Below are 23,589 nucleotides of genomic sequence, written 5' to 3' on the forward strand. Positions count from 1 at the left end.
GGTGCAACAGGGAGATCGGACGATGCGCGGAGCGTTTTTGACGATGCTGGGCTTGACCATGACGCTAGCGGCGTGCGGGGACCAGCCAGGCGAAAAGGCCGGTGACATTGCCGCGACCGACGCCATGAGCAAGGCGCAGGTGAAAGAAGCCGTGGACAAGGTGCAGTTGAAACCCGGCCAGTGGCAGGGGCGCTTTACCATCCAGGACATCGACCTGTCCGGCATGCCCGGTGCGCCGGCAACGATGGAAGAGCAGATGAAGCGGATGATGAGCCAGACATCCCTCACCTATTGCGTGACCCCCGAAGAGGCCGCCAATCCCGGTGCGGAGATGTTCTCGGGGCAGGAAGACAAGAATTGCCGCTTCGCCGATTTTTCTGCCACGGGCGGCAAGGTGAAGGGCCGCGTCTCCTGCAAGGCGGAGGGCGGCACCATGAACGCCGCCATGTCGGGCAGCTACGCGCCCGACAGCTATGCGATGGACATGGACATGAAGATGGAGGGCGGCCCCGAAGGCCAGACCATGGCAATGACAGCGCGTTCCGAGGGCAAGTGGATCAGCCCGAAATGCACGCAGGCGGAATGATCCCCCTGCACCATGCCAGGTGAGGCCCAGCAGCCCTGCTGGCTGTGCGGCCGGCCGCTGGGTGCGCGGATCGAGTGGCATCATCCGGTTCCCAAGAGCCGGGGCGGGCGGGAGACGGTCGCGGTGCATCCCCTTTGTCATCGCACCATCCATGCAACCTTTACCAACGCGCAGCTGGCGCGCGACTTTGCCGGCCCCGCCGACCTACGCGCAGCCCCGGCGATCGCCACCTTCCTACGCTGGATCGAGGGAAAGCCGGCCGATTTCCATATGCCCACGCGCGGCGCCCCACGACGGCGATGACAGGCCCCGGCGCGCTTTGGCCTTGCACTTTGCGGCCGGGCAGTAGAGCCTTGCGCCATGGATCGATAACGGTTGGGAAGAGAGGATATGCGATTTGTGATGCTGGGCGCGATGGCCGCCCCGATGCTGGCCCTCGCCGCGTGCGGCAGTGATCCGACGCCGACGCCGCAGGCCGAAGAGCCGCCCATCGTCATGCAGGCCGGGGAATGGGAACTGACCCGCAAGACCACCGGCTATAATACGCCGACCGTGACGCCCGCCCAATATCAGGAGGCGTTGAAGCAGATTGGCGAGGAGAAACTGTGCATCGCCTTCGACGCCGATAATGCGCCGGACGCCGATGCACTGGCCGGACCCGAGGGGCAGGATTGCGTCTACAAGGACAAGCTGGTGCGCAAGGGGCGGTTGATCGCGACGCTTAGCTGCAAGGCCGGCGCGGGCGTGTCGGAACTGGTGGTGGAGGGCAATTATACCAATGACAGCATGACGCTGGGCACGACGATGACCAAGACGGAGGGCGGAAAGCCGGTGCTGCGCACCACGCACGACCTGACCGCGCGGCGCGTGGGCGATTGTCCGAAGGCGGGCTGACCCGGCACGCGACATCGACTGCGACAGGTGCACGGCTTTGCGCTGGGCTTCCGATAAACGCGACAGCCAGGCACCCGCTGTCGCGTTTGCCGAAATGCCCCTACCCCGCCTTGCTCCGCGCCGCCGCCAGCACATCACCGGCAAGCCGCGCGTAATCGGCGCAGGCGTGCTGGAGCGCCGGGCCGCTGCCCGCGTCGCGCCATGCGCCGAAACAATGGCGATTCTGCGCCGCGCGCATCTGCCGCAGGCGTTCCCGCACTTCTACAGGCAGGCCGAGCCGCGGGGCGAAGCGCCGCCACGCTTCGGCGGCGCTGAAGATCCGGCGCTGCGGATGGATGCCCGGGTCCGCGCCGGCGGCTGCGCCCAACCGGTCAAGGCGGTCCGCCTCGACAATAAGGTCCGTCAGGAACAGGTCCAGTTCGCGCAGGCCATTGCCGATCAGCCGTGCGGGCATGGCGTCGCGGCGGCGGCCGCAGGCGTCGGGGCAGCCGCCTGTCGCCATCCCGTTGGCAAGAAAAATAGCGGCGCGTTCGATACGGGCGACCTGATCGGCCAAGGCCGAATAGGGATCGCCCGACGCGGTCAGCTTTCGTCGCCCATGCGCAGCGCGGCAATGAAGGCTTCCTGCGGGATCTGCACGCTGCCATATTCGCGCATCCGCTTCTTGCCTTCCTTCTGCTTGTCGAGCAGCTTCTTCTTGCGGCTGATGTCGCCGCCATAGCATTTGGCGGTAACGTCCTTGCGCATGGCCGCGATCGTTTCGCGGGCGATCACCTTGCCCCCGATCGCCGCCTGGATCGGAATCTTGAACAAATGGCGGGGGATGAGGTCCTTCAACCGTTCGCACATGTGCCGCCCGCGCGCTTCGGCGGCGGAGCGGTGGACGATCATGCTGAGCGCATCGACCGGCTCGTTATTGACGAGGATGCTCATCTTGACGAGGTCGCCCTCGCGCGTGCCGATCTGGTGATAGTCGAAGCTGGCATAGCCGCGGCTGATCGATTTCAGCCGATCGTAGAAGTCGAACACGACTTCGTTGAGCGGCAATTCATACGTCACCTGCGCCCGCCCGCCGACATAGGTCAGATTCTTCTGGATGCCGCGCCGGTCCTGACAGAGCTTCAGGATGCTGCCCAGATATTCGTCGGGGCAGTAGATCACTGCCTCGATCCAGGGCTCCTCGATCATCTCGATATGGTTGGGATCGGGCATATCGGCTGGATTGTGCAGATGGCGCACCGTCCCGTCCTTCATATGCATGTCATAGACGACCGATGGCGCGGTGGTGATGAGGTCGAGATCATATTCGCGGGTCAGCCGCTCCTGGATAATTTCCAGATGCAAAAGGCCCAGAAACCCGCACCGAAAACCGAAGCCCAGCGCTGCCGAGGTTTCCATTTCGAACGAGAAGCTGGCGTCGTTAAGGCGCAGCTTGCCGATAGAATCGCGCAGCTTTTCAAAGTCGTTGGCATCAACCGGGAAGAGGCCGCAGAAGACGACGGACTGGACTTCCTTGAATCCCGGCAACGGCTTGGTTGCCGGGTTCTTGACCGTGGTGATGGTGTCGCCCACGCGCGTCTGGCTGATGTCCTTGATCTGCGCGGTGATGAAGCCGATTTCGCCCGGTCCCAACTCAGCCAGCTGCTCGATCTTGGGCCGGAAACAGCCCACCCGGTCGATCAGATGTTCGGTGCCGCCGATCATGAACTTGATATTCTGGCCCTTCTTGATGACGCCATTCATGACGCGCACCAGAATGACGACGCCGAGATAGGGGTCATACCAGCTGTCGACCAGCATCGCTTCTAAGGGCGCATCCCGGTCCCCCTTGGGCGCGGGGATCTTGGTAACGATCGCTTCCAAAATGTCGTCGATGCCGATCCCGGACTTGGCGCTGGCCAGCACCGCTTCGGACGCATCGAGGCCGATCACCTCCTCAATTTCAGCCTTCACCTTTTCCGGTTCGGCGGCCGGCAGGTCGATCTTGTTGATGACGGGCACGATTTCGTGATCATGCTCGATCGACTGATAGACGTTGGCCAGCGTTTGCGCCTCCACCCCCTGGGCGGCGTCGACCACCAGCAGCGCGCCTTCGCAGGCGGCCAGGCTGCGCGAGACTTCATAGGCGAAGTCGACATGGCCGGGCGTGTCCATGAGGTTGAGCGCGTAGGTTTGCCCGTCCTTCGCGACATAATCGAGGCGCACGGTCTGCGCCTTGATCGTGATGCCGCGCTCTTTCTCGATGTCCATATTATCGAGGACCTGCGCGCTCATTTCGCGGTCGGTCAGGCCACCGGTGCGCTGAATCAGGCGATCGGCCAGGGTCGATTTGCCATGGTCGATATGCGCGATGATCGAGAAGTTACGGATCTGGGACAGGTCAGTCATCGGCGCCCGATAGCAGCGATTCTCCGCCCTGTCAGCACGGCTGACGCGCGGTGCGCCATCTGTAGGCAAGTGGGTCACTCTATGCTAAGGGAAGCGCTCCTTTGCCGGGTCGCGCCATAAGAAAAAACGGCTGAACTTCACCGCATCAAGGGGAAAATTGGGGCAATGTCGAAAATCCTATCCGCGCTGGCCGCCACGGCGGTTCTGACCGCCGCGCCAGCGACGACCATCGCGCAGACCAACATGAGTTCTTCGGGCAAAACCTACAAGGACGGCACGACCAAGGGCGCGTCGTCCGGCCGGCGCTCGCAGGAGCGCGCAACCCGCGAAATCCCGCACTGCACGAAGATGCTGGGAACGGTGGCGATCGTTGAACCGGACAATCAGTGGTGGCGCGAACTTAATCTGGGCAGTCCAGAGGCCATCCTGAAGGTGTTCGTCCAGCAGTCCGGCTGTTTCCGCATGGTCAACCGCGGCCGGTCAATGCAGAGCCGCGCGATGGAGCGCGCCATGGCGGACGCCGGCGAATTGCAGGCCGGATCGAATCTGGGCAAGGGCCAGGTGAAGGCGGCGGACTATTATCTGGAGCCCGACATCGTGTCGTCCAACCGCAATTCCGGCGGCGGCGGCATCGGCGGCGCGCTGGGCGGCCTGATGGGCGGCTTTGGCGGCGCGATCCTGGGCGGGCTTAACATCAAGAAGAAGGAGGCCAATGTCACCCTGTCGATCGTGAACGCCCGCACGACGGAGGAAGAGGCGCTGACCGAAGGCTATGCGCGCAAGACCGATGTCGGCTTTGGCGGCGGCGCGGGCGGCGGCTGGTGGGGCGGCTTCGCGGCAGCTGGCGGTGCGGGCTATCAGAATACCGAAATCGGCCAGGTCATCGTGCTCGCCTATCTCGACGCCTATACCAAGCTGGTGACGCAATTGGGCGGCCTGCCCGACAATGCAGCGGCGGCGGCACCCGTCGCGCAGTAAGATCGGCGTCGAAGGAAATCAAATAAGGGCGCGGCCAGCGATGGCCGCGCCCTTGTCATGTCTGGCTGGGCGTCACGCCGGGTATGAGCATGCGGGCGGTGCGGCGGCGCTTCCACCAGGCGAGGATGGCTTCGCCTGCCGGCCGTTCAACCAGGCGATTGATCGCGGTGCCGAGCAGCAGCGCCACGGTGAAGGCGGCAGCAAAGCCGATCCAGGGGCTGTAGCCGGCTTTCGCCATTTCCAGCATGATGACGAAGCCGACATGCTGATGGATGAGGTAGAAGGAATAGCTGATCCCGCCGAGCCAGATCAGTGGCTTCATGCGCAGGAAGCGAAGCCGCCCGTTGATGAGAGCGGTGAAGGCCGCAAGCAGCACGACGCCGACCAAAGTCACATCCCATGTTTCCATCGTCGCGATGGATAGCAACGCCAGAACGGCATAGGGCACCTGCTGCTTAAGGCTGCGCTCCCCCCGCCAGCAGCGATAGGCGAGCATGCCGATCACGAAGAAGGGCGTGTAGCGTAGCACAAGCAGCATGATGACGCGTTCAGGCATGTCGGGCCAGGCCCAGTAAAGCCAGCGCAGCAGCAGCCATCCCGCCAGCAGGGGCTCCAGACGACGCGTGCCGGCGAATTTCCAGATGCTGATCATGCAGAAATAGAAAGCGATCTCTACCGTCAGCGTCCAATAGGCGCCATCAACCTCCGGCAAGAAGGCGAAACCCTGGAGCATGGTGAAATTGGCGAGGATGGCGACGGGGCCGATCAGCAATTGTGTCGCATGGGCCAGATATTCAACCGCCAGCGTCAGCAGCATCGCCACGAGATAGGCGGGATAAAGCCGTGCGAACCGGTTGACCATGAAGTCGGCGACCGTGCCAATTCGATCGAGGGTGAAGAAGATCGCAAAGCCCGAAATGGTGAAGAACAGCAGCACGCGATAATTACCGCCGGGGAAGCTGAACGGGACATGCGCCGCTTGCGGAAAAAGCTCATGGAAGCGCGTCGAATAATGGAAGATCAGCACGCACAGCGCCCCGATCCCGCGCAAGGCGTCCAGTTCGGTCAGGCGACCATGGTTGAGCTTCGGGCGATCCATGCGCCTCTATAGCAATCAAGCAGCAACAAGTCCGCCACGAAGATGGTTAACCAGACATGATAAGCGGCCAGTTTGCAGCGCGGCCCTTCCCGCTTTGATACAATCTGCCCAAGGTGGAGCGCTCAACGTGCTCATGATCATCCACGCGGGTCCCCGATGCGCAAAGAGCCGGCGCTGCCCCATGCAGCGCCGGCTCTTGGTCAGGTGCCATGAGCGGCTATCCCGCCCTGTCAGAAGAACGGCGCCTTAGAGCGCCCTGCCATCCAGAATGGCGGCGATCGCCTTGGTCACGTCATCCATGTCCGCCATGCCGTCCACGCGGGACACAATGCCGCGCGCTTCATAGACAGGCAGGATGGGCGCCGTCTTGGCGCGATATTCGGCCATGCGCGTGCGCACCGTTTCCTCATTGTCGTCAGGACGGCGCTTGAATTCGTGGCCGTGGCACTTGTCGCATTCGCCATCGACCTTGGGCTGCTTGAAACGGTCATGATAGCCCGCACCGCAGGTGGCGCAGGTAAAACGGCCGGTGATGCGATCCACCAGCGCGTCTTCATTCACCTCAAGCTCGATGACATGGTCGAGCGTTCGATCGCGGTCCGACAGGATGGTGTCGAGCGCATGCGCCTGCGCTTCGGTGCGGGGATAGCCGTCGAAGATGACGCCAGTTTCGGGCGAGAGGGCGTCCAGCGCCTCGCCGATGATGCCCGACACAATCTCGTCCGACACCAGTTCGCCCGCTTCCATCACGGCCTTGGCCTTGAGGCCGATCGGCGTCCCCGCCTTCACCGCTGCGCGCAGCATATCGCCCGTCGATAGCTGCACCATGCCGAGATTGTCGACGAGGCGCGCCGCCTGCGTGCCCTTGCCCGCACCTGGAGGGCCAAGCAGAATGATGTTCATTGCGCGCATACTCCCCTGTTCGTTGCGCTGTGTCAGAGTGTGGGCGCGCCCCTCAGCGCAACCGACCCTTGAGCTTCGCCTTCTTGATCAGATCCCCATATTGATGCGCCAGCAGATGGCTCTGAATCTGGGTCACCGTATCGACCGTAACATTGACCACGATCAGAAGGCTAGTGCCACCAAGGTAGAAGGGGATGCCCGCACGCGCGATCGCGAATTCCGGCACAAGGCAGATGAAGGCCAGATAGGCCGCGCCGATGACGGTGATGCGCGTCAGCACATAATCGAGATAATGTTCGGTATTCTTGCCCGGACGGATGCCGGGGATGAAGCCGCCATTGCGCTTGAGATTATCGGCCGTTTCTTCCGGATTGAACACCACGGCGGTGTAGAAGAAGCAGAAGAAGACGATGCCGAGCCCGTAAAGCGCCATGTAGACCGGGCTGCCGTGCGACAGATACTGGTTGAGAGTCAGCACGAAATCGCCCAGCCGGCTTTCGCCAGCGACCGTCTGGCCCGCAAATTGCGAGATGGTGAGCGGCATCAACAGCAGCGAGCTGGCGAAGATCGGTGGAATGACGCCGGCGGTGTTCACCTTCAAGGGCAGATGGCTGCGGTCCGCCTGCATCAGGCCCTGCCGCGTCTGGCGCTTGGGATACTGAATCAACACCCGGCGCTGCGCCCGCTCCATATAACAAATGAGCAGGATGAGGCCGAGCGCCATGACGATGACCAGCATGATCAGCAGGCCCGAAATGGAGCCTTCGCGACCCGACTTAAACAGGTTGCTGAGCGTCACCGGCAACTGGGCGACGATACCGGCCATGATGATGAGCGACACGCCATTGCCAATGCCGCGCGAGGTGATCTGCTCGCCCAGCCACATCAGGAACATGGTGCCGCCGATCAGCGATACGACCGCGGTGAGGCGGAACAGCAGGCCGGGATCGACCACCGCCTGGACGCCCGACTGCGCGCCGAAGCTTTCAAGGCCAGCGGCGATGAAATAGCCCTGCACCGCGGTCAGGCCGACCGTGCCATAGCGGGTATACTGGTTGAGCTTCTTGCGCCCGCTTTCACCTTCCTTCTTGATCGCCGCGAGTTGCGGCGAGAGGGAGGCCGCCAACTGCACCACGATCGACGCGGTGATATAGGGCATGACGCCGAGCGCGATGAGGCTCATGCGCGACAACGAACCACCCGAGAAGGTGTTGAAGATGTCGAGGATGCCGCCATTGGTCTGCGCATACAGCGTCGACAGCGCGGTCGGATCGACACCCGGCAGCGGCACGAAGCTTAAGAAACGGAACACAATCAGCGCGCCAAGCGTAAACCACAGGCGCTTCTTGAGATCGGTCGCCTGGCTGAATTTCGCGAGGCTGAGATTGGATGCGAGCTGGTCGGCTCTCGATGCCATGGTGGCTGCCCTTCAAAATCACTCTTGGGCCGGACAGAAGCCCGACCGGAATCGCTAACCCCTTAAGCACCCAACTCCGTTCATGTCGAGCGAAGTCGAGACACGGAGCAGTCAGCCTTGCGTTTCTCGACTGCGCTCGAAACGAACAGGGAGAGGAGAAGCGTTCGGAAACCCCGAAACACATGACCCCGCCGACCCATATCGGGCAGCGGGGTCCTGCTTGCAAGACTCGTTGGTCAGTTCAGGCCTTGGTTGCGGCCTTCTTGGCCGCCAGGGCGCTGCCCTTCTTGGCCTTGGCCTTTTCCGCGGCCGGGACGACTTCGATCACTTCGACCTTGCCACCCGCCTTTTCGACGGCTTCGACAGCACCCTTCGACGCACCGGCAACCAGGAAGCTGACCTTCGCGGTCAGTTCACCCTTGCCCAGCAGGCGAACGCCATCCTTGCCGCCGCGGGCCAGGTTCGCTGCCTTGAACGCGGCATGATCGAGCGTCGCGGCAGCGTCCAGCTTGCCAGCGTCGATCGCCTTCTGCACTTCACCCAGGTTCACGATCGCGTAATCCTTGGCGAAGATATTGTTGAAGCCGCGCTTCGGCAAACGCATGTGCAGCGGCATCTGGCCGCCTTCGAAGCCATTGATGCTGACGCCCGAACGTGCCTTGGCACCCTTCTGGCCCCGCCCGGCGGTCTTGCCCTTGCCCGAGCCGATACCGCGGCCCACACGCATACGCCCCTTGCGGGCACCGGCATTGTCGTTGAGTTCGTTGAGTTTCATGTTCGCACTCGCTTTCGCTTTTATCGCGCTGATCCCTGCGGGACCCTGTGAAGGAAGCGCCCCATAGCGCTTCCGCTAAAAAAACGAAAGAGGGGTCGCCCCCTCTCCCGCTTCAATCTTCATGGATGGAAGGCCTTAGCCTTCGACCACTTCCACCATATGGGGCAGCTTCTTGATCGCACCGCGGACTTCCGCCGTGTCTTCCAGCTCCACCACGCGGTGCATCTTGCCAAGGCCCAGGCCGATCAGAATCTTCTTCTGGCTCTCGGGGCGGCGGATCGGCGAACCGATCTGCTTGATCTTGATGGTTGCCATGTCCTGTTACTCCGCAATCGCTTCGGCGTCGGCCTGCGCGACGTCCGCCGAGGCACCACCGCGACGCAGAAGGTCGGCGACCTTCTTGCCACGACGCTGCGCCACCGACTTGGGGCTGGTCTGCTCGCCCAGCGCCGCGAAGGTCGCACGGATCATGTTATAGGGGTTCGACGTGCCGTTCGACTTGGTCACGACGTCAGCAACGCCAAGGCTTTCGAACACGGCGCGCATCGGACCGCCCGCGATGATGCCCGTACCGGCCGGGGCCGAACGCACCGTCACCTTGCCCGCGCCAAAATGGCCCAGACCATCATGATGCAGGGTGCGGCCTTCCTTCAACGGCACGCGAACCATCGCCTTTTTCGCGGCAGCGGTCGCCTTGCTGATGGCTTCGGGCACTTCGCGCGCCTTGCCATGACCGAAACCGGCGCGCCCCTTGCCGTCACCGACGACCACCAGAGCGGCAAAGCCGAAGCGCTTACCACCCTTCACCGTCTTGGACACGCGGTTGATATGCACCAGCTTCTCGATCAGTTCTTCGCCCTGATCCTCGTCACGGTTACCGCGACGATCATCGCGACGACCACGGCCGCCACGATCACCACGGTTGCGATCGCCGCCGCCGCGGTTGCCACGACCACGGCCGGGGCCGCGATTTTCGGTCTGGGGCTGCTCGCCGCCTTCGACGGCGGCAGGTGCGCCAGGCTGGGCCTGGATTTGGTTTTCGTCAGCCATGATCAGAACTCCAGCCCGCCTTCGCGGGCGGCATCGGCCAGCGCCTTGACGCGGCCATGGAACAGGAAGCCGCCACGGTCGAACACGACCTTGGTGACGCCAGCGGCGGTCGCCGCAGCGGCGACGCGCTTGCCGACATCGGCAGCGGCTTCGGCGGTGGCGCCGGTCTTGGCGCGCACATCCTTGTCCAGGGTCGAAGCGGCGGCGACGGTCTTGCCGGCGGCGTCATCAATGACCTGGGCGTAGATGTGACGGCCCGAGCGATGGATGCTCAGACGAGGCTTGTCACCCGAACGCGCCTTGAGCGCGGTACGAACGCGGCGACGACGCCGATCGAAGAGGGAAAGCTTTGCCATCTTACTTCTTCTTCCCTTCCTTGCGGAAGATGAACTCGCCGTCATACTTGATGCCCTTGCCCTTATAGGGTTCGGGCTTGCGCCAACGACGGATTTCGGCGGCCACCTGGCCAACCTGCTGCTTATCGATGCCGCTGATCTCGACCGTGGTGTTATCCGGGGTCTTGATCTCGATGCCCTCGGGCACCGCGAAATCGACGTCATGGCTGTAGCCGAGCTGCAGCTTCAGGGTCTTGCCCTGGGCATTCGCACGATAGCCGACGCCGGTGATCAGCAGCTTCTTGGTGTAGCCTTCGGTGACGCCGGTGATCAGGTTGGCGATCAGCGTGCGCTGCATGCCCCAGAAAGCGCGAGCGCGCTTGCTGTCATTGGCAGGCTGCACGGCGATCTTGCCGTCCTCGACGTTGTAGGTCACTTCATCAGCCAGCGGAATGGCGAGGGTGCCCTTGGGCCCCTTCACCGACAGCTGACCATCAGCGATGGACGCGGTCACGCCCGAAGGAACGGTGACCGGCTTTTTGCCAGTGCGGCTCATCAGAACACCTCCGCCAGCACTTCGCCGCCGACATTCTGCTCACGCGCTTCAGCGTCGGACAGAACGCCGCGAGGCGTCGAGACAATGGTGATGCCTAGGCCGTTGCGCACGATCGGCAGTTCCTTGGAACCTGAATAGACGCGGCGGCCAGGCTTGGACACGCGGGCGACATGCTTGATCGCCGGCTGGCCCTCGAAATATTTCAGCTCGATGCGCAGGCCGGCATGCTTGCCAAGCGCTTCCTCGGAATAGCCGCGGATGTAGCCTTCACGCTGCAGCACGTCGAGCACGCGGGCGCGCAGCTTGCTGGCGGGGGACATCACGCTGTCCTTCTTCGCCTGCTGCCCGTTGCGGATGCGGGTGAGCATATCACCCAGGGGATCGGTCAATGCCATCTCAAATGATCCTTACCAGCTCGACTTGGTGACGCCGGGGATCAGGCCCTTGTTGGCCAGATCACGCAGCTGCACGCGGCAGAGACGGAATTTGCGGTAATAAGCGCGGGGACGCCCCGTCAGCTCGCAGCGGTTCCGAATACGGGTCGGGTTGCCGTTGCGGGGGATCTCCGCCATCTTCAGACGCGCGATCAGACGATCGCTGTCGTCGGCCGCGGTATCATTCGCGATCGCCTTGAGCTTCGCATAGCGGCCGGCATATTTCTTCACCAGCTTCTTGCGGCGCTCGTTCTTGTTGATCGAACTCAGTTTCGCCATGACTTAAGTTCTCTTCCTTAGCTTAAGCGTTGGGAGAGAAGCGGGACCTGCAATCAGGCCGCCTGCTTCTCTTCGAGCGGGAAGGGGAAGCCGAAGAGGCGCAGCAATTCGCGCGCTTCATCGTCAGTCTTCGCCGTGGTGGTCACGATGATGTCCATGCCGCGCACCTTGTCGATGCGGTCATAGTTGATCTCCGGGAAGATGATCTGCTCCTTGATGCCAAAGGCATAGTTGCCACGACCATCGAAGCTCTTGGGATTGAGACCACGGAAGTCGCGCACGCGGGGCAGCGCAATGTTCACCAGGCGATCCAGGAACTCATACATGCGCTCGCGGCGCAGCGTGACCTTGGCACCGATCGGCATGCCTTCGCGCAGCTTGAACTGGGCGATCGACTTGCGGGCCTTGGTGATGACCGGCTTCTGGCCGGCGATCAGTTCCATTTCCTCGGCGGCCGACGTGACCTTCTTCTTGTCCTGCGTCGCTTCGCCCACGCCCATGTTGAGCGTGATCTTTTCGATGCGGGGGACTTCCATGACGTTCTTGTAACCGAACTTCTCGGTCATCGCCTTGGCGATTTCGGCGTCATAGAGCGCCTTGGAGCGCGGAATATATTTGTCGGCCATTACAGCACCTCACCGGACTTGACGGCGACGCGGACCTTCTTGCCGTCGCGATCCTCGAAACGGACGCGGGTCGGCTTACCATCCTTGTCGGCGACAGCGACGTTGGAAATGTGCAGCGGCGCAGGCTTGCGATCGATGCCACCCTGGGGGTTGGCCTGATCGGGCTTGCGGTGACGCGCATGCACGTTGATGCCTTCGACCAGCACGCGGTCTTCCTTGGGCATCACCTGAAGGACGGCGCCGGTCCGGCCCTTGTCCTTGCCAGCCAGGACGACGACCTTGTCGCCCTTCTTGATCTTAGCAGCGCTCATTACAGCACCTCGGGCGCAAGGCTGATGATCTTCATGTGCTTCTTGGCGCGCAGTTCGCGAACGACCGGGCCAAAGATACGGGTGCCGATCGGCTCCTCGTTCTTGTTGATGAGCACAGCGGCATTGCCGTCGAAGCGAATCACGCTGCCGTCAGCGCGACGCACGTCCTTGGCGGTCCGCACGATGACGGCGCGATGCACGTCACCCTTCTTCACCTTGCCGCGCGGCTGGGCTTCCTTGATCGAGACGACGATGATGTCGCCCACGCCAGCGAAGCGCCGCTTCGACCCGCCCAGCACCTTGATGCACTGGACGCGCTTGGCGCCGCTGTTGTCAGCGACGTCAAGATTGGATTGCATCTGGATCATGGATCCGGTTCCTTCTTATTTGGCCTACCGGGTCAATTCCCGGCGGTTCCGAATTTCGTGTTCGACCCGGCAGATTCGAATGCACGAAGCGCGGGCCTGTAACCCTTTCGAAAAGAAAAGGCCAGCCCCGCGTTCGAACTTTCTAGCCCTTATGGGCCGGCAACTAGTCCTCAGGCCGCCGTTTCAGGCGACTTGTGGGTGTCCACCCGCTCGATGACCTTCCAGGTCTTGAGCTTGGAAATCGGGGCGGTTTCCTCGATACGGACCGTCTCGCCTTCCTTGTAGACATTGCCCTCGTCATGGGCATGATATTTTTTCGACAGGCGGATGATCTTGCCGTAGAGCGCATGCTTTACCTTGCGCTCCACCCGAACCACCACCGTCTTGTCGGTCTTGTCGGAAACCACCGTTCCCGTCAGCACGCGCTTGGGCATCGTGTGATTTCCTTCTTACTTCGCCACGCGGGCGCGTTCGCCCTGCAGCGTCTTGATCTGCGCGATGGTCCGGCGCACTTCACGCACCCGGCTGGGCTTTTCCAGCTGGTTGGTAGCGGCCTGAAAGCGCAGGTTGAACTGCTCGCGCTTCAGGTTGTTGAGTTCGGTCGACAGTTCGTCGTCCGTCTTGGTCTTGAGGTCTGCGACATTTGCCACGGCTTAACCCTCCAGGTGCGAGGTGTCGCCGAGGCGGGCAACGACCTTCGTCTTGATGGGCAGCTTCATCGCGGCGCGCGAGAAGGCCTCTGCTGCGAGCGGACCGGGCACGCCGTCCAGTTCGAACAGGATGCGGCCGGGCTTGACGCGAGCCGCCCAATATTCGACCGAACCCTTGCCCTTGCCCTGACGGACTTCGGCGGGCTTCTTCGACACCGGCACGTCGGGGAACACACGGATCCACAGACGGCCCTGACGGCGAAGGTGACGCTGGATCGCGCGGCGGGCCGCCTCGATCTGGCGAGCGGTGACGCGCTCGGGTTCCAGGGCCTTAAGACCATAGGCGCCGAAATTCAAAGCCGAACCGCCCTTGGCGTCGCCCTTGATCCGACCCTTGAAGGTCTTGCGGAACTTCATTTTCTTCGGTTGCAGCATGACGCTATTACCTTCTTATCTTCAGCGCGCCGGGCGCACGCCGGAGGTCTGAGCCTCCAGCATCAGCCGGTCGGTGGCCATCGGATCATGCCCAAGGATTTCGCCCTTGAAGATCCAGACCTTGATGCCGCACACGCCATAGGCGGTGTGCGCCGTGGCTTCGGCATAGTCGACATTCGCGCGAAGCGTGTGCAGCGGAACGCGGCCTTCGCGATACCATTCGACGCGCGCGATCTCCGCGCCGCCCAGACGGCCGCCGCAGGTGATCTTGATGCCTTCAGCGCCCAGACGCAGGGCTGACTGCACCGCGCGCTTCATCGCACGCCGGAACGCCACACGGCGCTCCAGCTGGTCGGCGATGCCCTGCGCCACGAGCTTGGAATCAACTTCCGGCTTGCGGATCTCGACGATGTTCAGCGACACGTCGGATGAAGTCAGGTTGCCCAGCTTCTTGCGCAGCTTTTCAATGTCCGCGCCCTTCTTGCCGATGATGACACCCGGACGGGCGGCATAGATCGACACGCGGCACAGCTTGGCCGGGCGCTCGATCACGACCTTTGAAATCGCGGCCTGGGGCAGCGTCTTCATGATATACTGGCGGATCTTGAGATCTTCCAGAAGGAGACGGCCATAGTCCTGGCCTTCCGCGAACCAGCGGCTGTCCCAGGTACGGTTGATCTGCAGACGCAGACCGATCGGGTTGCTCTTGTGACCCATGTGCTTACGCCTCCGCTTCTTCGCCAGCTTCACGCACGACAATGCGCACGCGGCTGAAGGGCTTGAGGATCCGGGTGGACTTGCCGCGGCCGCGCGCGTGGAAGCGCTTCATGGTGAAGCTCTTGCCCACCGATGCTTCCGCAACGACCAGTGCGTCGACGTCCAGATTGTGGTTGTTTTCCGCGTTGGCGATGGCCGAAGCCAGCACCTTGCGCACGTCGACCGCCATCGCCTTCTTCGAGAAGGCGAGGATGTTGAGCGCGTCCTCGACCTTGCGGCCGCGGATCAGCGTGGCGACCAGGTTCAGCTTCTGGGCCGAACCACGGATCTGCGTGCCAACGGCGAGCGCTTCATTGTCGGCGACGCGACGGGGAGCCTTTTCCTTGCTCATCAGCGCTTGCCCTTCTTGTCGGCGGCGTGGCCGGGGAAGAAGCGGGTCGGGGCGAATTCGCCCAGCTTGTGACCCACCATATCCTCGTTCACGGAGACCGGAACATGCTTGCGGCCATTATAGACGTTGAACGTCAGGCCGACGAACTGCGGCAGGATGGTGGAACGGCGCGACCAGGTCTTGATCGGCGCACGGCCACCCGCGTCCTGCGCGGCTTCCGCCTTCTTCAGAAGGCTGAGGTCCACGAACGGACCTTTCCAGACGGAACGAGCCATCTCGCTTACCTCTTCTTCTTCGCGTGGCGGCTACGGATGATGAACTTGTCCGTCGCCTTGTTGTGGCGGGTGCGCGCACCCTTGGTCGGCTTGCCCCATGGCGTCACCGGATGACGACCGCCCGAGGTCCGGCCTTCACCACCACCATGCGGGTGATCGACCGGGTTCTTCGCAACACCGCGCGTCAACGGACGCTTGCCCAGCCAGCGGTTACGACCGGCCTTGGCAAGATTGGTGTTGGCATTGTCCGGGTTCGACACGGCACCGATGGTGCCCATGCAGTCCGAACGAATGTAGCGCTGCTCGCCCGACGACAGGCGGACCATCACCATGCCGCGATCGCGGCCGACGAGCTGGGCATAGGTGCCCGCCGAACGGCAGAGCTGACCGCCCTTGCCCGGCTTCATCTCGATATTGTGGATGATCGTGCCGACCGGCATCTGGCCCAGTTCCATCGCGTTGCCCGGCTTCACGTCGGTCTTCTTGCCAGCGATGATCTTGTCACCGGGGGCAAGACGCTGCGGCGCCAGGACATAGGCCTGGGTGCCGTCAGCATAGTTGACCAGCGCGATGAAGGCGGTGCGGTTGGGGTCATATTCCAGACGCTCGACCGTGCCTTCCACGTCCCACAGGCGACGCTTGAAGTCGATGATACGATAGCGCTGCTTGTGACCGCCGGCGATACCGCGCGAAGTCACATGGCCCTTGTTATTACGGCCACCGGTCTTGCGCTTGCCTTCGGTCAGCGCCTTGACGGGCTTACCCTTGTGCAGGCTCGACTTGTCGACGAGGATCAGACCGCGCTGTGCGGGACTGGTCGGATTATAGTGCTTGAGTGCCATCTATCCCGCCTCAGATTCCGGTGGTGACGTCGATGGACTGACCTTCGGCCAGCGTCACGATCGCCTTCTTCACGTCATTGCGCTTGTAGGGCTTGCCCTTCCAGCGCTTGACCTTGCCCTTCTGGACCAGCGTGTTGACCGCCTTCACGGTCACGCCGAACAGGGCTTCGACAGCCGCCTTGATCTCCGGCTTGGACGCGTCATTGGCGACCTGGAAGACCACGGCATTGTTTTCGGAGAGAAGCGTCGACTTCTCGGTGATGACCGGCGCGACAACGACGTCGAAATGACGATTGTCCACGGTCGCGGCTTCTTTCTTAGCCATTGAAACGGGCCTCCAGCTTTTCGACCGCGGCGCGGGTAAGCACCAGCGAATCGGCCTTCAGGATGTCGTAGACGTTGGCACCAACGGCCGGCAGCAGGTTGACGCCGACGATGTTCGCCGAAGCCTTCGCAAAGCTGACATTCACCGCGTCGCCGTCGATAAACAGCGCTTTGTTGAGGTTCAGCTTGGCGAGATGCGCGACCAGGGTCTTGGTCTTGCCTTCCGCCACGTCGAAGCTGTCCAGAACGATCAGCGATCCGTCCTTGGCCTTGGCCGACAGCGCCATCTTGAGACCCAGGGCACGGACCTTCTTGTTGAGGTCGTGACCAAAGTCGCGGGCGCGGGCGCCGTGCGCCTTACCACCGCCGATGAAGATCGGCGCCTTGCGGTCGCCGTGACGGGCCGTACCGCCGCCCTTCTGACGGCCGAACTTCTTGCCGGTGCGGGCGACGTCCGAACGTTCACGGGTGGCACGAGCGGGCGCGCGACGCTTTTCCAGCTGCCAGGTTACGACGCGATGCAGGATGTCGGTGCGGGGCTCGACGCCGAACACGGCATCGTTCAGCTCCAGCTCGCCGGCAGTCTGCGCGTCGAGGGTCTGTACATTGACCTTCATGGTTTAGCCCTCCTGGCCTTCGGTCGCTTCGGGAGCGGCCGCTTCATCAGCGGGCGTCTCGGCCGGAGCGTTGTTGCTGTTGGCAGCAGCCTTCAGGCTGGCCGGATAGGGAGCATCGGCGTGACGCGGAACCTTGACGGCATCCTTGACGGTCAGCCAGGTGCCCTTGGCGCCCGGAACGCTGCCCTTGACGAACAGCAGGCCGCGCTCGACGTCGGTACGCACGATTTCCAGATTCTGCTGGGTCCGCTCGCGATCACCCATGTGACCGGCCATCTTCTTGTTCTTGAAGACGCGACCCGGATCCTGGCGGTTACCGGTCGAACCATGGGCGCGGTGGCTGATCGACACGCCGTGGGTGGCGCGCATACCGCCGAAGCCCCAGCGCTTCATCGCACCGGCAAAACCCTTACCCTGGGTATGACCGGCAACATCGACCAGCTGGCCGGCAACGAAATGATCGGCCGCGATTTCGGCGCCGACATCAAGGAGCGCATCCTCGGCGACACGGAATTCGACCAGACGAGCCTTGGGCTCAACCTCGGCCTTGGCGAACTGGCCGCGCTGCGGCTTGGCCACATTCTTGACCTTGGCGACGCCCGCGCCGAGCTGAACAGCGATATAGCCATCCCGATCGGTTTCCTTGCGCGCCACGACCTGGTTGCCTTCAAGGGCCAGAACCGTAACCGGTACGTGCCGTCCGTCCTCCTGGAACAGACGGGTCATCCCGACTTTCTTAGCGATCACGCCTGTGCGCATCACTGATTACTCCCATAGAGGCCCGCCTTAGCAGCGGGCGTATCCAACGAAAAAACCGCGCAGGATAACTCCTTCGCGGCCCAACCCAAATTAGCGATCACCCCGTCAGGGTCGGATGCCGACCCCTCTCGGGGAAGGCGACGGGGGACCAGGACCACGCGCCTTACCGGTTCACCGGTGGGGCCGTGCGGTATCCCTTGTGTCGTTTGAGCCTCTGCCTTGGCAAAGTGCCCGATACCCTGCCCGCCCATAAGCCCGAAGGCGGGGAGCAGGGACTTGCCGGCGTCAGGCCAGCTTGATTTCCACGTTCACGCCGGCAGCCAGATCCAGCTTCATCAGCGCGTCGACCGTCTGCGGCGTCGGCTGCACAATGTCAAGCATACGCTTGTACGTGCGGACTTCGAACTGCTCGCGCGACTTCTTGTCGATATGCGGGCCACGATTGACCGTGAACTTTTCGATACGCGTCGGAAGAGGAATGGGACCGCGGATGAGGGCGCCAGTACGGCGGGCGGTATCGGCGATGTCGCCGGTCGCCTGATCGAGCACGCGATGATCGAACGCCTTGAGGCGAATGCGGATATTGCTGTCCATTGTTCCTGTACCGATGCGAAAGAGCCAAAAACCCGGAGCATTTTCGAAAGTCAGCCGGAGCAGCCGATGACTTGCGGAAATGCGCCAACAAAAAATATCCGCCCCTTCCCTGCCCTTCTAGCTCCAAGGGAGCCGGAGAAAGGCGATCCGGGGCGGCAAAAATTCCGAGCGGCGCGAATCAGACGATTCGCGCCGCTGCGGTCCTATATTACTTCGAGATCGTGCCGACAACCCCCGCGCCGACGGTACGACCGCCTTCACGGATGGCGAAGCGCAGACCCGGATCCATCGCGATCGGGGCGATCAGCTTGACGCCGAGCTTCACATTGTCGCCGGGCATGACCATTTCCGTGCCTTCGGGCAAGATCACTTCGCCGGTCACGTCGGTGGTGCGGAAGTAGAACTGCGGACGATAGTTCGCGAAGAACGGGGTGTGGCGACCGCCTTCTTCCTTCGACAGCACATAGACCTCGGCGTCGAATTCGGTGTGCGGGGTGATGGTGCCGGGCTTGGCCAGAACCTGACCGCGCTCGACTTCCTCACGCTTCGTGCCGCGCACCAGGGCGCCGATATTGTCGCCCGCACGACCTTCGTCGAGCAGCTTGCGGAACATTTCCACGCCGGTGACGGTGGTCTTGGCGGTCGGCTTCAGGCCAACGATCTCGACTTCTTCACCCACCTTGATGATGCCGGTTTCGACGCGGCCGGTGACCACGGTGCCGCGACCCGAAATCGAGAACACGTCTTCGATCGGCATCAGGAACGCCTTGTCGATCGGACGCTCGGGCTGCGGGATGAAGGTGTCGACGGCCTGCATCAGCTTCAGAACAGCTTCATGGCCGATTTCAGGGGTCTTGTCCTGAAGGGCGGCGACAGCCGAGCCGGCGATGACGGGGATGTTGTCGCCGTCGAAATCGTAGCTGCTCAGCAGTTCACGGATTTCCAGTTCGACCAGCTCGAGGATTTCGGCGTCGTCGACCAGGTCGACCTTGTTCATGAACACGACGAGCTGCGGCACGCCGACCTGACGGGCGAGCAGGATGTGCTCGCGGGTCTGCGGCATCGGGCCGTCGGTGGCCGAAACGACGAGGATCGCGCCGTCCATCTGGGCCGCACCGGTGATCATGTTCTTGACGTAGTCAGCGTGACCCGGGCAGTCGACGTGCGCATAGTGACGCGCTTCGGTTTCATATTCGACGTGGGCGGTCGAAATGGTGATGCCGCGCTCGCGCTCTTCGGGCGCCTTGTCGATGTTGGCGTAATCAACGAAGGTCGCGCCGCCGGTTTCGGCCAGCACCTTGGTGATCGCCGCGGTCAGCGAGGTCTTGCCATGGTCAACGTGACCGATGGTGCCGATGTTGCAGTGCGGCTTGTTCCGCTCAAACTTAGCCTTAGCCATTTTTTCCTACCTTCTAATCAAATCAGCTTGGTCAGACCGCTCGGCCGCGCCTCGCGAAGGCGCGTCCATAGCAGCAAATTTACAGATTACCAGCCCCAAACCGACCCGTTTTCACGGGTCGGCCCGGGTTTACCCTCAGGCCATCTTCGCCTTGACCTCGTCCGCAACATTCTGCGGCACTTCGTCATAATGCGAGAAGATCATCGAGTAGTTCGCACGGCCCTGGGTGAAGGAACGCAGCGAGTTCACATAGCCGAACATATTGGCCAGCGGCACCATGGCTTCAACCACCTGCGCATTGCCGCGCGTGTCGGTGCCCTGGATCTGACCACGACGGCTGTTCATGTCGCCAATGACGTCGCCCAGATATTCCTCCGGGGTCACGACTTCGACCTTCATGACCGGCTCAAGCAGGGTGATGCCCGACTTCTGCGCCGCCTCACGCATCGCTGCGCGGCCGGTGATTTCGAACGCCAGCGCCGACGAGTCGACGTCGTGATAGGCGCCGTCGTAGAGCAGGATTTCGAAATCGATGATCGGGAAGCCGATCAGCGAACCGGTTGCAGCGGTTTCGCGCATGCCCTTTTCGATCGCGGGGATATATTCTTTGGGAATATTACCGCCCTTGATCTCGTCCTTGAAGATGATGCCCGCGCCGCGCTCGCCCGGCGTCAGCTTCACCTTGATGCGGCCGAACTGGCCGGTGCCGCCCGACTGCTTCTTGTGTGTGTAGTCGATGTCGACCGGCTTCTTGAGATATTCGCGATAGGCGACCTGCGGCGCGCCGACATTCGCCTCGACCTTGAACTCGCGCTTCATGCGGTCGACGAGGATTTCGAGGTGCAGTTCGCCCATGCCCTTGATGATGGTCTGGCCCGATTCATGGTCGGTCGACACGCGGAAGGACGGATCCTCGGCGGCCAGGCGGTTGAGGGCGACGCCCATCTTTTCCTGATCGGCCTTGGTCTTGGGCTCCACCGACAGCTCGATGACCGGCTCGGGAAATTCCATCCGTTCCAGGATGATCGGCTGGCGCTCGGCGCACAGCGTGTCACCGGTGGTTGTTTCCTTCATGCCGGCGAGCGCGACGATGTCACCGGCGTAAGCGGTGTCGATATCCTCGCGGCTGTTGGCATGCATCAGCAGCATGCGGCCGATCTTTTCCTTCTTGTCCTTCACCGAGTTCAGATAGGTGCCCTTGGTGAGCGTACCCGAATAGATGCGCAGGAAGGTGAGCGAGCCCACGAAGGGGTCGTTCATGATCTTGAACGCCAGGCCCGAGAAGGGCGCGTCGTCGGCGGTCGGCCGGCTGTCGGGCGTTTCGCCGTCCATCTTGACGCCCTGGACGTCTTCGATGTCGAGCGGCGAAGGCAGATAGTCGACAACCGCGTCGAGCAGGGGCTGAACGCCCTTGTTCTTGAACGCGCTGCCGCACAGCACCGGCACAAAGGCGTGGCCCAGCGTGCCCTTGCGGATCAGCTTCTTGAGCGTCGCGGTGTCGGGCTCATTGCCTTCCAGATAGGCTTCCATCGCCTCGTCATCCTGTTCGACGGCGAGTTCGATCAGCTTTTCGCGATATTCGGCAGCCTTGTCGGCGAGGTCGGCGGGGATGTCTTCATAGTAGAATTCCGCGCCCAAGCTTTCATCCTTCCAGATGATCGCGCGGTTTTCGACGAGATCGACCAGACCCTTGAAATCGCTTTCCGCACCGATGGGCAGATAGAGGACGGCCGGGGTCGCACCCAGACGGTCGATGATCGTCTGCACGCAATAATAAAAGTCGGCGCCGGTGCGGTCGAGCTTGTTGATGAAGCACATCCGCGGCACTTTATACTTATCCGCCTGGCGCCACACGGTTTCCGACTGCGGCTCCACGCCGGCAACGCCGTCGAACGCGGCAACCGCGCCGTCGAGCACGCGCAGCGAACGCTCGACTTCGATGGTGAAGTCGACGTGGCCGGGGGTGTCGATGATATTCAAACGATGTTCGGGACCCTTGCCCTCAGCCGCCTTCCACACACAGGTCGTCGCAGCCGACGTGATGGTGATACCACGTTCCTGCTCCTGCTCCATCCAGTCCATGGTTGCGGCGCCGTCATGGACCTCGCCGATCTTGTAGGACTTGCCGGTGTAGTAAAGGATGCGCTCGGTCGTGGTGGTCTTGCCGGCGTCGATATGCGCCATGATACCGAAGTTACGATAATGTTCGAGCGGATGGCTGCGGGCCATGATGCTTCTCCGTTGCCGGCGCACCGGCGGTGAGGGGATTCGTTTGTTCTGCGCGAGGCCCCTAAACCAATCCGTCCGCCATGGGTAGCACCCCTGACGAACGGACCGATGTTCAAGACCCTGTTGGATAGCCGGGCGCGGGAGCGCCCGCCTTCCTCTTTACCAGCGGTAGTGCGAGAAGGCGCGGTTCGCTTCCGCCATGCGGTGCGTATCTTCGCGCTTCTTCACGGCATTGCCGCGATTGTTGGCGGCGTCCAGCAGTTCACCCGACAGGCGCGCGGCCATCGTGGTTTCGCTGCGGTTGCGCGCGGCGGTGATCAGCCAGCGGATGGCCAGCGCCTGGGCGCGTTCTGGACGCACTTCGACGGGGACCTGATAGGTCGCACCACCAACGCGGCGGCTGCGGACCTCGATACCGGGCTTGATGTTGTTCAGAGCATCGTGGAACATGCCGATCGGGTCCTTCTTGGCGCGGGTCTCGACAGTTTCGAGAGCGCCATAGACGATCGATTCGGCAACGGCTTTCTTGCCGTCCTGCATGATGCTGTTCATGAACTTCGACAGCACGATATCACCGAACTTGGGATCCGGCAGGATAACGCGCTTTTCGGGGCGACGACGACGTGACATATTCCTGGTCTCCCCTTCTTACTTCGGACGCTTCGCGCCGTACTTCGAACGGCTCTGCTTGCGGTCCTTGACGCCCTGGGTATCCAGAACGCCGCGCAGCACATGGTAACGCACACCGGGAAGGTCGCGTACGCGGCCGCCACGGATCAGCACGACCGAGTGCTCCTGAAGGTTATGACCTTCACCCGGAATATAGGTGATGACTTCGCGCTGGTTGACCAGACGCACCTTCGCCACCTTGCGAAGCGCCGAGTTGGGCTTCTTCGGGGTCGTAGTATAGACGCGAGTGCAAACGCCGCGCTTCTGCGGGTTCGCCTCCATTGCAGGGACCTTCGACTTGGCCTTCTGCAGTTCGCGGCCCTTGCGGACCAGCTGGTTGATCGTTGGCATGAAGCCCTTCACCTTTTTCAGTTACTTTACCGGCATTCCCGCGTCCTGAGCAGATGACGGAGGATTCCGCCAAACAGCAAAGGCCCCGGCGGGCATAAGCCCCCTGGAGCCGCAAGAGCACCCGGCAATGTTCAGCTCTAATGTCGCTCAGCCGATATGACGCGAGGAGACGAGTCTTCGCACGGCAAGGCCGCTGGGCAGGCGGCGCTATAGCTGCGTCCGCGCGCAGGGTCAAGCGTGCGCCCTCCCTCCAAAAAGACGGCAGTTCGGCAGCAGAATTAGGCTTTTGATAACTTCGATCAAGTTAATTCCAGGGTAACGCGCCGACGCGCCGCGAT

Annotated in this window: 34 protein-coding genes; 4 read left to right on the forward strand and 30 right to left on the reverse strand. The window is 62.4% G+C overall.

Annotated elements, in window-relative coordinates:
- Window positions 1-22 precede the first annotated feature (22 nt).
- The 3 genes from LL253_RS13985 to LL253_RS13995 all read left to right on the forward strand — a co-directional run bounded on the left by LL253_RS13985 (window position 23) and on the right by LL253_RS13995 (window position 1,480).
- Window positions 23-586 carry a DUF3617 domain-containing protein gene (locus LL253_RS13985; RefSeq protein WP_228227575.1) on the forward strand — a complete coding sequence of 188 codons (564 nt, stop codon included), beginning with the start codon at window positions 23-25 and terminating at the stop codon, window positions 584-586.
- A gap of 12 nt (window positions 587-598) precedes the next feature.
- Window positions 599-889 (forward strand): HNH endonuclease, encoded by a 291-nt coding sequence (locus LL253_RS13990; RefSeq protein ID WP_228227576.1) that lies wholly within the window; start codon window positions 599-601, stop codon window positions 887-889.
- A gap of 87 nt (window positions 890-976) precedes the next feature.
- On the forward strand, window positions 977-1,480 hold the full coding sequence (locus LL253_RS13995; RefSeq protein ID WP_228227577.1) for a DUF3617 domain-containing protein: 504 nt from the start codon (window positions 977-979) through the stop codon (window positions 1,478-1,480).
- A gap of 100 nt (window positions 1,481-1,580) precedes the next feature.
- Here the strand turns inward: LL253_RS13995 and LL253_RS14000 are convergent, their stop codons facing one another.
- Both LL253_RS14000 and lepA read right to left on the reverse strand, forming a co-directional pair.
- Window positions 1,581-2,036, reverse strand: coding sequence for a hypothetical protein (locus LL253_RS14000; RefSeq protein ID WP_228227578.1), 456 nt, complete (start codon window positions 2,034-2,036; stop codon window positions 1,581-1,583).
- Between the two features lie 26 nt (window positions 2,037-2,062).
- On the reverse strand, window positions 2,063-3,868 hold the full coding sequence (lepA, locus tag LL253_RS14005; protein ID WP_009820654.1) for a translation elongation factor 4: 1,806 nt from the start codon (window positions 3,866-3,868) through the stop codon (window positions 2,063-2,065).
- 243 nt (window positions 3,869-4,111) lie between these two features.
- Between lepA and LL253_RS14010 the strand changes: the two genes are divergently transcribed.
- A complete protein-coding gene (locus LL253_RS14010) occupies window positions 4,112-4,846 on the forward strand; it encodes a CsgG/HfaB family protein (protein ID WP_050763001.1) in 735 nt (244 codons plus the stop codon).
- Window positions 4,847-4,901: 55 nt separating this feature from the next.
- Here the strand turns inward: LL253_RS14010 and LL253_RS14015 are convergent, their stop codons facing one another.
- The 28 genes from LL253_RS14015 to rpsL form a co-directional block, all read right to left on the reverse strand.
- Window positions 4,902-5,945 carry an acyltransferase family protein gene (locus tag LL253_RS14015; protein ID WP_228227579.1) on the reverse strand — a complete coding sequence of 348 codons (1,044 nt, stop codon included), beginning with the start codon at window positions 5,943-5,945 and terminating at the stop codon, window positions 4,902-4,904.
- Window positions 5,946-6,191: 246 nt separating this feature from the next.
- Entirely contained in the window at window positions 6,192-6,848 is a 657-nt protein-coding gene (locus LL253_RS14020) for an adenylate kinase (RefSeq protein ID WP_228227580.1), read from the reverse strand.
- A 52-nt stretch (window positions 6,849-6,900) separates the two neighbouring features.
- On the reverse strand, window positions 6,901-8,265 hold the full coding sequence (secY, locus tag LL253_RS14025) for a preprotein translocase subunit SecY (RefSeq protein WP_009820650.1): 1,365 nt from the start codon (window positions 8,263-8,265) through the stop codon (window positions 6,901-6,903).
- Between the two features lie 241 nt (window positions 8,266-8,506).
- The gene (rplO, locus tag LL253_RS14030; protein WP_009820649.1) at window positions 8,507-9,040 is read right to left on the reverse strand and encodes a 50S ribosomal protein L15; all 534 of its coding nucleotides are present in this window, start codon (window positions 9,038-9,040) and stop codon (window positions 8,507-8,509) included.
- Window positions 9,041-9,175: 135 nt separating this feature from the next.
- Window positions 9,176-9,355: a 50S ribosomal protein L30 gene (gene rpmD, locus LL253_RS14035; RefSeq protein ID WP_009820648.1), complete on the reverse strand. Its 180-nt coding sequence runs from the start codon at window positions 9,353-9,355 to the stop codon at window positions 9,176-9,178.
- A gap of 6 nt (window positions 9,356-9,361) precedes the next feature.
- On the reverse strand, window positions 9,362-10,090 hold the full coding sequence (rpsE, locus tag LL253_RS14040) for a 30S ribosomal protein S5 (protein ID WP_009820647.1): 729 nt from the start codon (window positions 10,088-10,090) through the stop codon (window positions 9,362-9,364).
- A gap of 2 nt (window positions 10,091-10,092) precedes the next feature.
- Window positions 10,093-10,446 (reverse strand): 50S ribosomal protein L18, encoded by a 354-nt coding sequence (rplR, locus tag LL253_RS14045; RefSeq protein ID WP_228221616.1) that lies wholly within the window; start codon window positions 10,444-10,446, stop codon window positions 10,093-10,095.
- Window position 10,447: 1 nt separating this feature from the next.
- Window positions 10,448-10,981 carry a 50S ribosomal protein L6 gene (gene rplF / locus LL253_RS14050; RefSeq protein WP_009820645.1) on the reverse strand — a complete coding sequence of 178 codons (534 nt, stop codon included), beginning with the start codon at window positions 10,979-10,981 and terminating at the stop codon, window positions 10,448-10,450.
- Complete coding sequence (gene rpsH, locus LL253_RS14055; protein ID WP_009820644.1) at window positions 10,981-11,376, reverse strand: 30S ribosomal protein S8; 396 nt, start codon at window positions 11,374-11,376, stop codon at window positions 10,981-10,983. Before rpsH ends, rplF begins: the two co-directional genes overlap by 1 nt.
- 12 nt (window positions 11,377-11,388) lie before the next feature.
- Window positions 11,389-11,694 carry a 30S ribosomal protein S14 gene (rpsN, locus tag LL253_RS14060; RefSeq protein ID WP_009820643.1) on the reverse strand — a complete coding sequence of 102 codons (306 nt, stop codon included), beginning with the start codon at window positions 11,692-11,694 and terminating at the stop codon, window positions 11,389-11,391.
- Window positions 11,695-11,747: 53 nt separating this feature from the next.
- Window positions 11,748-12,320, reverse strand: a complete 573-nt coding sequence (gene rplE / locus LL253_RS14065) for a 50S ribosomal protein L5 (RefSeq protein ID WP_009820642.1) — start codon at window positions 12,318-12,320, stop codon at window positions 11,748-11,750.
- Entirely contained in the window at window positions 12,320-12,631 is a 312-nt protein-coding gene (gene rplX / locus LL253_RS14070; protein ID WP_009820641.1) for a 50S ribosomal protein L24, read from the reverse strand. Before rplX ends, rplE begins: the two co-directional genes overlap by 1 nt.
- On the reverse strand, window positions 12,631-12,999 hold the full coding sequence (gene rplN / locus LL253_RS14075) for a 50S ribosomal protein L14 (protein ID WP_009820640.1): 369 nt from the start codon (window positions 12,997-12,999) through the stop codon (window positions 12,631-12,633). The genes rplX and rplN overlap by 1 nt, the downstream gene beginning before the upstream one ends.
- 170 nt (window positions 13,000-13,169) lie before the next feature.
- Window positions 13,170-13,433: a 30S ribosomal protein S17 gene (rpsQ, locus tag LL253_RS14080; protein ID WP_009820639.1), complete on the reverse strand. Its 264-nt coding sequence runs from the start codon at window positions 13,431-13,433 to the stop codon at window positions 13,170-13,172.
- Window positions 13,434-13,448: 15 nt separating this feature from the next.
- Window positions 13,449-13,649 (reverse strand): 50S ribosomal protein L29, encoded by a 201-nt coding sequence (gene rpmC / locus LL253_RS14085; protein WP_009820638.1) that lies wholly within the window; start codon window positions 13,647-13,649, stop codon window positions 13,449-13,451.
- A 3-nt stretch (window positions 13,650-13,652) separates the two neighbouring features.
- Window positions 13,653-14,084 (reverse strand): 50S ribosomal protein L16, encoded by a 432-nt coding sequence (rplP, locus tag LL253_RS14090; protein WP_007686573.1) that lies wholly within the window; start codon window positions 14,082-14,084, stop codon window positions 13,653-13,655.
- Window positions 14,085-14,105: 21 nt separating this feature from the next.
- The gene (gene rpsC, locus LL253_RS14095) at window positions 14,106-14,801 is read right to left on the reverse strand and encodes a 30S ribosomal protein S3 (RefSeq protein ID WP_009820637.1); all 696 of its coding nucleotides are present in this window, start codon (window positions 14,799-14,801) and stop codon (window positions 14,106-14,108) included.
- Between the two features lie 4 nt (window positions 14,802-14,805).
- Window positions 14,806-15,192 (reverse strand): 50S ribosomal protein L22, encoded by a 387-nt coding sequence (gene rplV / locus LL253_RS14100; protein ID WP_009820636.1) that lies wholly within the window; start codon window positions 15,190-15,192, stop codon window positions 14,806-14,808.
- Window positions 15,192-15,467: a 30S ribosomal protein S19 gene (rpsS, locus tag LL253_RS14105; protein ID WP_009820635.1), complete on the reverse strand. Its 276-nt coding sequence runs from the start codon at window positions 15,465-15,467 to the stop codon at window positions 15,192-15,194. The genes rplV and rpsS overlap by 1 nt, the downstream gene beginning before the upstream one ends.
- A 5-nt stretch (window positions 15,468-15,472) precedes the next feature.
- Entirely contained in the window at window positions 15,473-16,309 is an 837-nt protein-coding gene (rplB, locus tag LL253_RS14110; protein ID WP_009820634.1) for a 50S ribosomal protein L2, read from the reverse strand.
- Between the two features lie 10 nt (window positions 16,310-16,319).
- A complete protein-coding gene (locus tag LL253_RS14115) occupies window positions 16,320-16,634 on the reverse strand; it encodes a 50S ribosomal protein L23 (protein WP_004208721.1) in 315 nt (104 codons plus the stop codon).
- Window positions 16,627-17,250 (reverse strand): 50S ribosomal protein L4, encoded by a 624-nt coding sequence (gene rplD / locus LL253_RS14120; RefSeq protein WP_009820633.1) that lies wholly within the window; start codon window positions 17,248-17,250, stop codon window positions 16,627-16,629. The genes LL253_RS14115 and rplD overlap by 8 nt, the downstream gene beginning before the upstream one ends.
- Window positions 17,251-17,253: 3 nt before the next feature.
- Window positions 17,254-18,009 (reverse strand): 50S ribosomal protein L3, encoded by a 756-nt coding sequence (rplC, locus tag LL253_RS14125; RefSeq protein WP_037542012.1) that lies wholly within the window; start codon window positions 18,007-18,009, stop codon window positions 17,254-17,256.
- A gap of 285 nt (window positions 18,010-18,294) precedes the next feature.
- Entirely contained in the window at window positions 18,295-18,603 is a 309-nt protein-coding gene (rpsJ, locus tag LL253_RS14130) for a 30S ribosomal protein S10 (protein WP_007686587.1), read from the reverse strand.
- Window positions 18,604-18,811: 208 nt separating this feature from the next.
- A complete protein-coding gene (tuf, locus tag LL253_RS14135) occupies window positions 18,812-20,002 on the reverse strand; it encodes an elongation factor Tu (RefSeq protein WP_009820631.1) in 1,191 nt (396 codons plus the stop codon).
- 135 nt (window positions 20,003-20,137) lie between these two features.
- Window positions 20,138-22,231: an elongation factor G gene (fusA, locus tag LL253_RS14140; protein WP_021227558.1), complete on the reverse strand. Its 2,094-nt coding sequence runs from the start codon at window positions 22,229-22,231 to the stop codon at window positions 20,138-20,140.
- Between the two features lie 159 nt (window positions 22,232-22,390).
- Entirely contained in the window at window positions 22,391-22,861 is a 471-nt protein-coding gene (gene rpsG / locus LL253_RS14145) for a 30S ribosomal protein S7 (RefSeq protein WP_024018911.1), read from the reverse strand.
- A gap of 18 nt (window positions 22,862-22,879) precedes the next feature.
- On the reverse strand, window positions 22,880-23,251 hold the full coding sequence (gene rpsL / locus LL253_RS14150) for a 30S ribosomal protein S12 (protein ID WP_009820628.1): 372 nt from the start codon (window positions 23,249-23,251) through the stop codon (window positions 22,880-22,882).
- Window positions 23,252-23,589: the final 338 nt, after the last annotated feature.

Source organism: Sphingobium soli, from assembly GCF_020782245.1.
In the GTDB taxonomy this organism is placed as follows: Bacteria; Pseudomonadota; Alphaproteobacteria; order Sphingomonadales; family Sphingomonadaceae; genus Sphingobium; species Sphingobium soli.

Coding starts and splice junctions, on each gene's coding strand:
- rpsJ (WP_007686587.1), bottom strand. CDS start 18,603: ATGGACAGCAATATCCGCATTCGCCTCAAGGCGTTCGATCATCGCGTG.
- LL253_RS13985 (WP_228227575.1), top strand. CDS start 23: ATGCGCGGAGCGTTTTTGACGATGCTGGGCTTGACCATGACGCTAGCG.
- rpmD (WP_009820648.1), bottom strand. CDS start 9,355: ATGGCAACCATCAAGATCAAGCAGATCGGTTCGCCGATCCGCCGCCCC.
- rpsC (WP_009820637.1), bottom strand. CDS start 14,801: ATGGGTCACAAGAGCAACCCGATCGGTCTGCGTCTGCAGATCAACCGT.
- rpsE (WP_009820647.1), bottom strand. CDS start 10,090: ATGGCTGACGAAAACCAAATCCAGGCCCAGCCTGGCGCACCTGCCGCC.
- rpsG (WP_024018911.1), bottom strand. CDS start 22,861: ATGTCACGTCGTCGTCGCCCCGAAAAGCGCGTTATCCTGCCGGATCCC.
- LL253_RS14115 (WP_004208721.1), bottom strand. CDS start 16,634: ATGGCTAAGAAAGAAGCCGCGACCGTGGACAATCGTCATTTCGACGTC.
- LL253_RS14010 (WP_050763001.1), top strand. CDS start 4,112: ATGAGTTCTTCGGGCAAAACCTACAAGGACGGCACGACCAAGGGCGCG.
- secY (WP_009820650.1), bottom strand. CDS start 8,265: ATGGCATCGAGAGCCGACCAGCTCGCATCCAATCTCAGCCTCGCGAAA.
- rpsQ (WP_009820639.1), bottom strand. CDS start 13,433: ATGCCCAAGCGCGTGCTGACGGGAACGGTGGTTTCCGACAAGACCGAC.
- lepA (WP_009820654.1), bottom strand. CDS start 3,868: ATGACTGACCTGTCCCAGATCCGTAACTTCTCGATCATCGCGCATATC.
- LL253_RS14015 (WP_228227579.1), bottom strand. CDS start 5,945: ATGGATCGCCCGAAGCTCAACCATGGTCGCCTGACCGAACTGGACGCC.
- tuf (WP_009820631.1), bottom strand. CDS start 20,002: ATGGCTAAGGCTAAGTTTGAGCGGAACAAGCCGCACTGCAACATCGGC.
- rplV (WP_009820636.1), bottom strand. CDS start 15,192: ATGAGCAAGGAAAAGGCTCCCCGTCGCGTCGCCGACAATGAAGCGCTC.
- rplN (WP_009820640.1), bottom strand. CDS start 12,999: ATGATCCAGATGCAATCCAATCTTGACGTCGCTGACAACAGCGGCGCC.
- rpsS (WP_009820635.1), bottom strand. CDS start 15,467: ATGGCTCGTTCCGTCTGGAAAGGTCCGTTCGTGGACCTCAGCCTTCTG.
- rplP (WP_007686573.1), bottom strand. CDS start 14,084: ATGCTGCAACCGAAGAAAATGAAGTTCCGCAAGACCTTCAAGGGTCGG.
- rplX (WP_009820641.1), bottom strand. CDS start 12,631: ATGAGCGCTGCTAAGATCAAGAAGGGCGACAAGGTCGTCGTCCTGGCT.
- rplO (WP_009820649.1), bottom strand. CDS start 9,040: ATGAAACTCAACGAACTCAACGACAATGCCGGTGCCCGCAAGGGGCGT.
- LL253_RS13995 (WP_228227577.1), top strand. CDS start 977: ATGCGATTTGTGATGCTGGGCGCGATGGCCGCCCCGATGCTGGCCCTC.
- rplB (WP_009820634.1), bottom strand. CDS start 16,309: ATGGCACTCAAGCACTATAATCCGACCAGTCCCGCACAGCGCGGTCTG.
- rpsN (WP_009820643.1), bottom strand. CDS start 11,694: ATGGCGAAACTGAGTTCGATCAACAAGAACGAGCGCCGCAAGAAGCTG.
- rplF (WP_009820645.1), bottom strand. CDS start 10,981: ATGAGCCGCACTGGCAAAAAGCCGGTCACCGTTCCTTCGGGCGTGACC.
- LL253_RS13990 (WP_228227576.1), top strand. CDS start 599: ATGCCAGGTGAGGCCCAGCAGCCCTGCTGGCTGTGCGGCCGGCCGCTG.
- rpsH (WP_009820644.1), bottom strand. CDS start 11,376: ATGGCATTGACCGATCCCCTGGGTGATATGCTCACCCGCATCCGCAAC.
- fusA (WP_021227558.1), bottom strand. CDS start 22,231: ATGGCCCGCAGCCATCCGCTCGAACATTATCGTAACTTCGGTATCATG.
- LL253_RS14020 (WP_228227580.1), bottom strand. CDS start 6,848: ATGAACATCATTCTGCTTGGCCCTCCAGGTGCGGGCAAGGGCACGCAG.
- rpsL (WP_009820628.1), bottom strand. CDS start 23,251: ATGCCAACGATCAACCAGCTGGTCCGCAAGGGCCGCGAACTGCAGAAG.
- rplC (WP_037542012.1), bottom strand. CDS start 18,009: ATGCGCACAGGCGTGATCGCTAAGAAAGTCGGGATGACCCGTCTGTTC.
- rplE (WP_009820642.1), bottom strand. CDS start 12,320: ATGGCCGACAAATATATTCCGCGCTCCAAGGCGCTCTATGACGCCGAA.
- rplD (WP_009820633.1), bottom strand. CDS start 17,250: ATGAAGGTCAATGTACAGACCCTCGACGCGCAGACTGCCGGCGAGCTG.
- rplR (WP_228221616.1), bottom strand. CDS start 10,446: ATGGCAAAGCTTTCCCTCTTCGATCGGCGTCGTCGCCGCGTTCGTACC.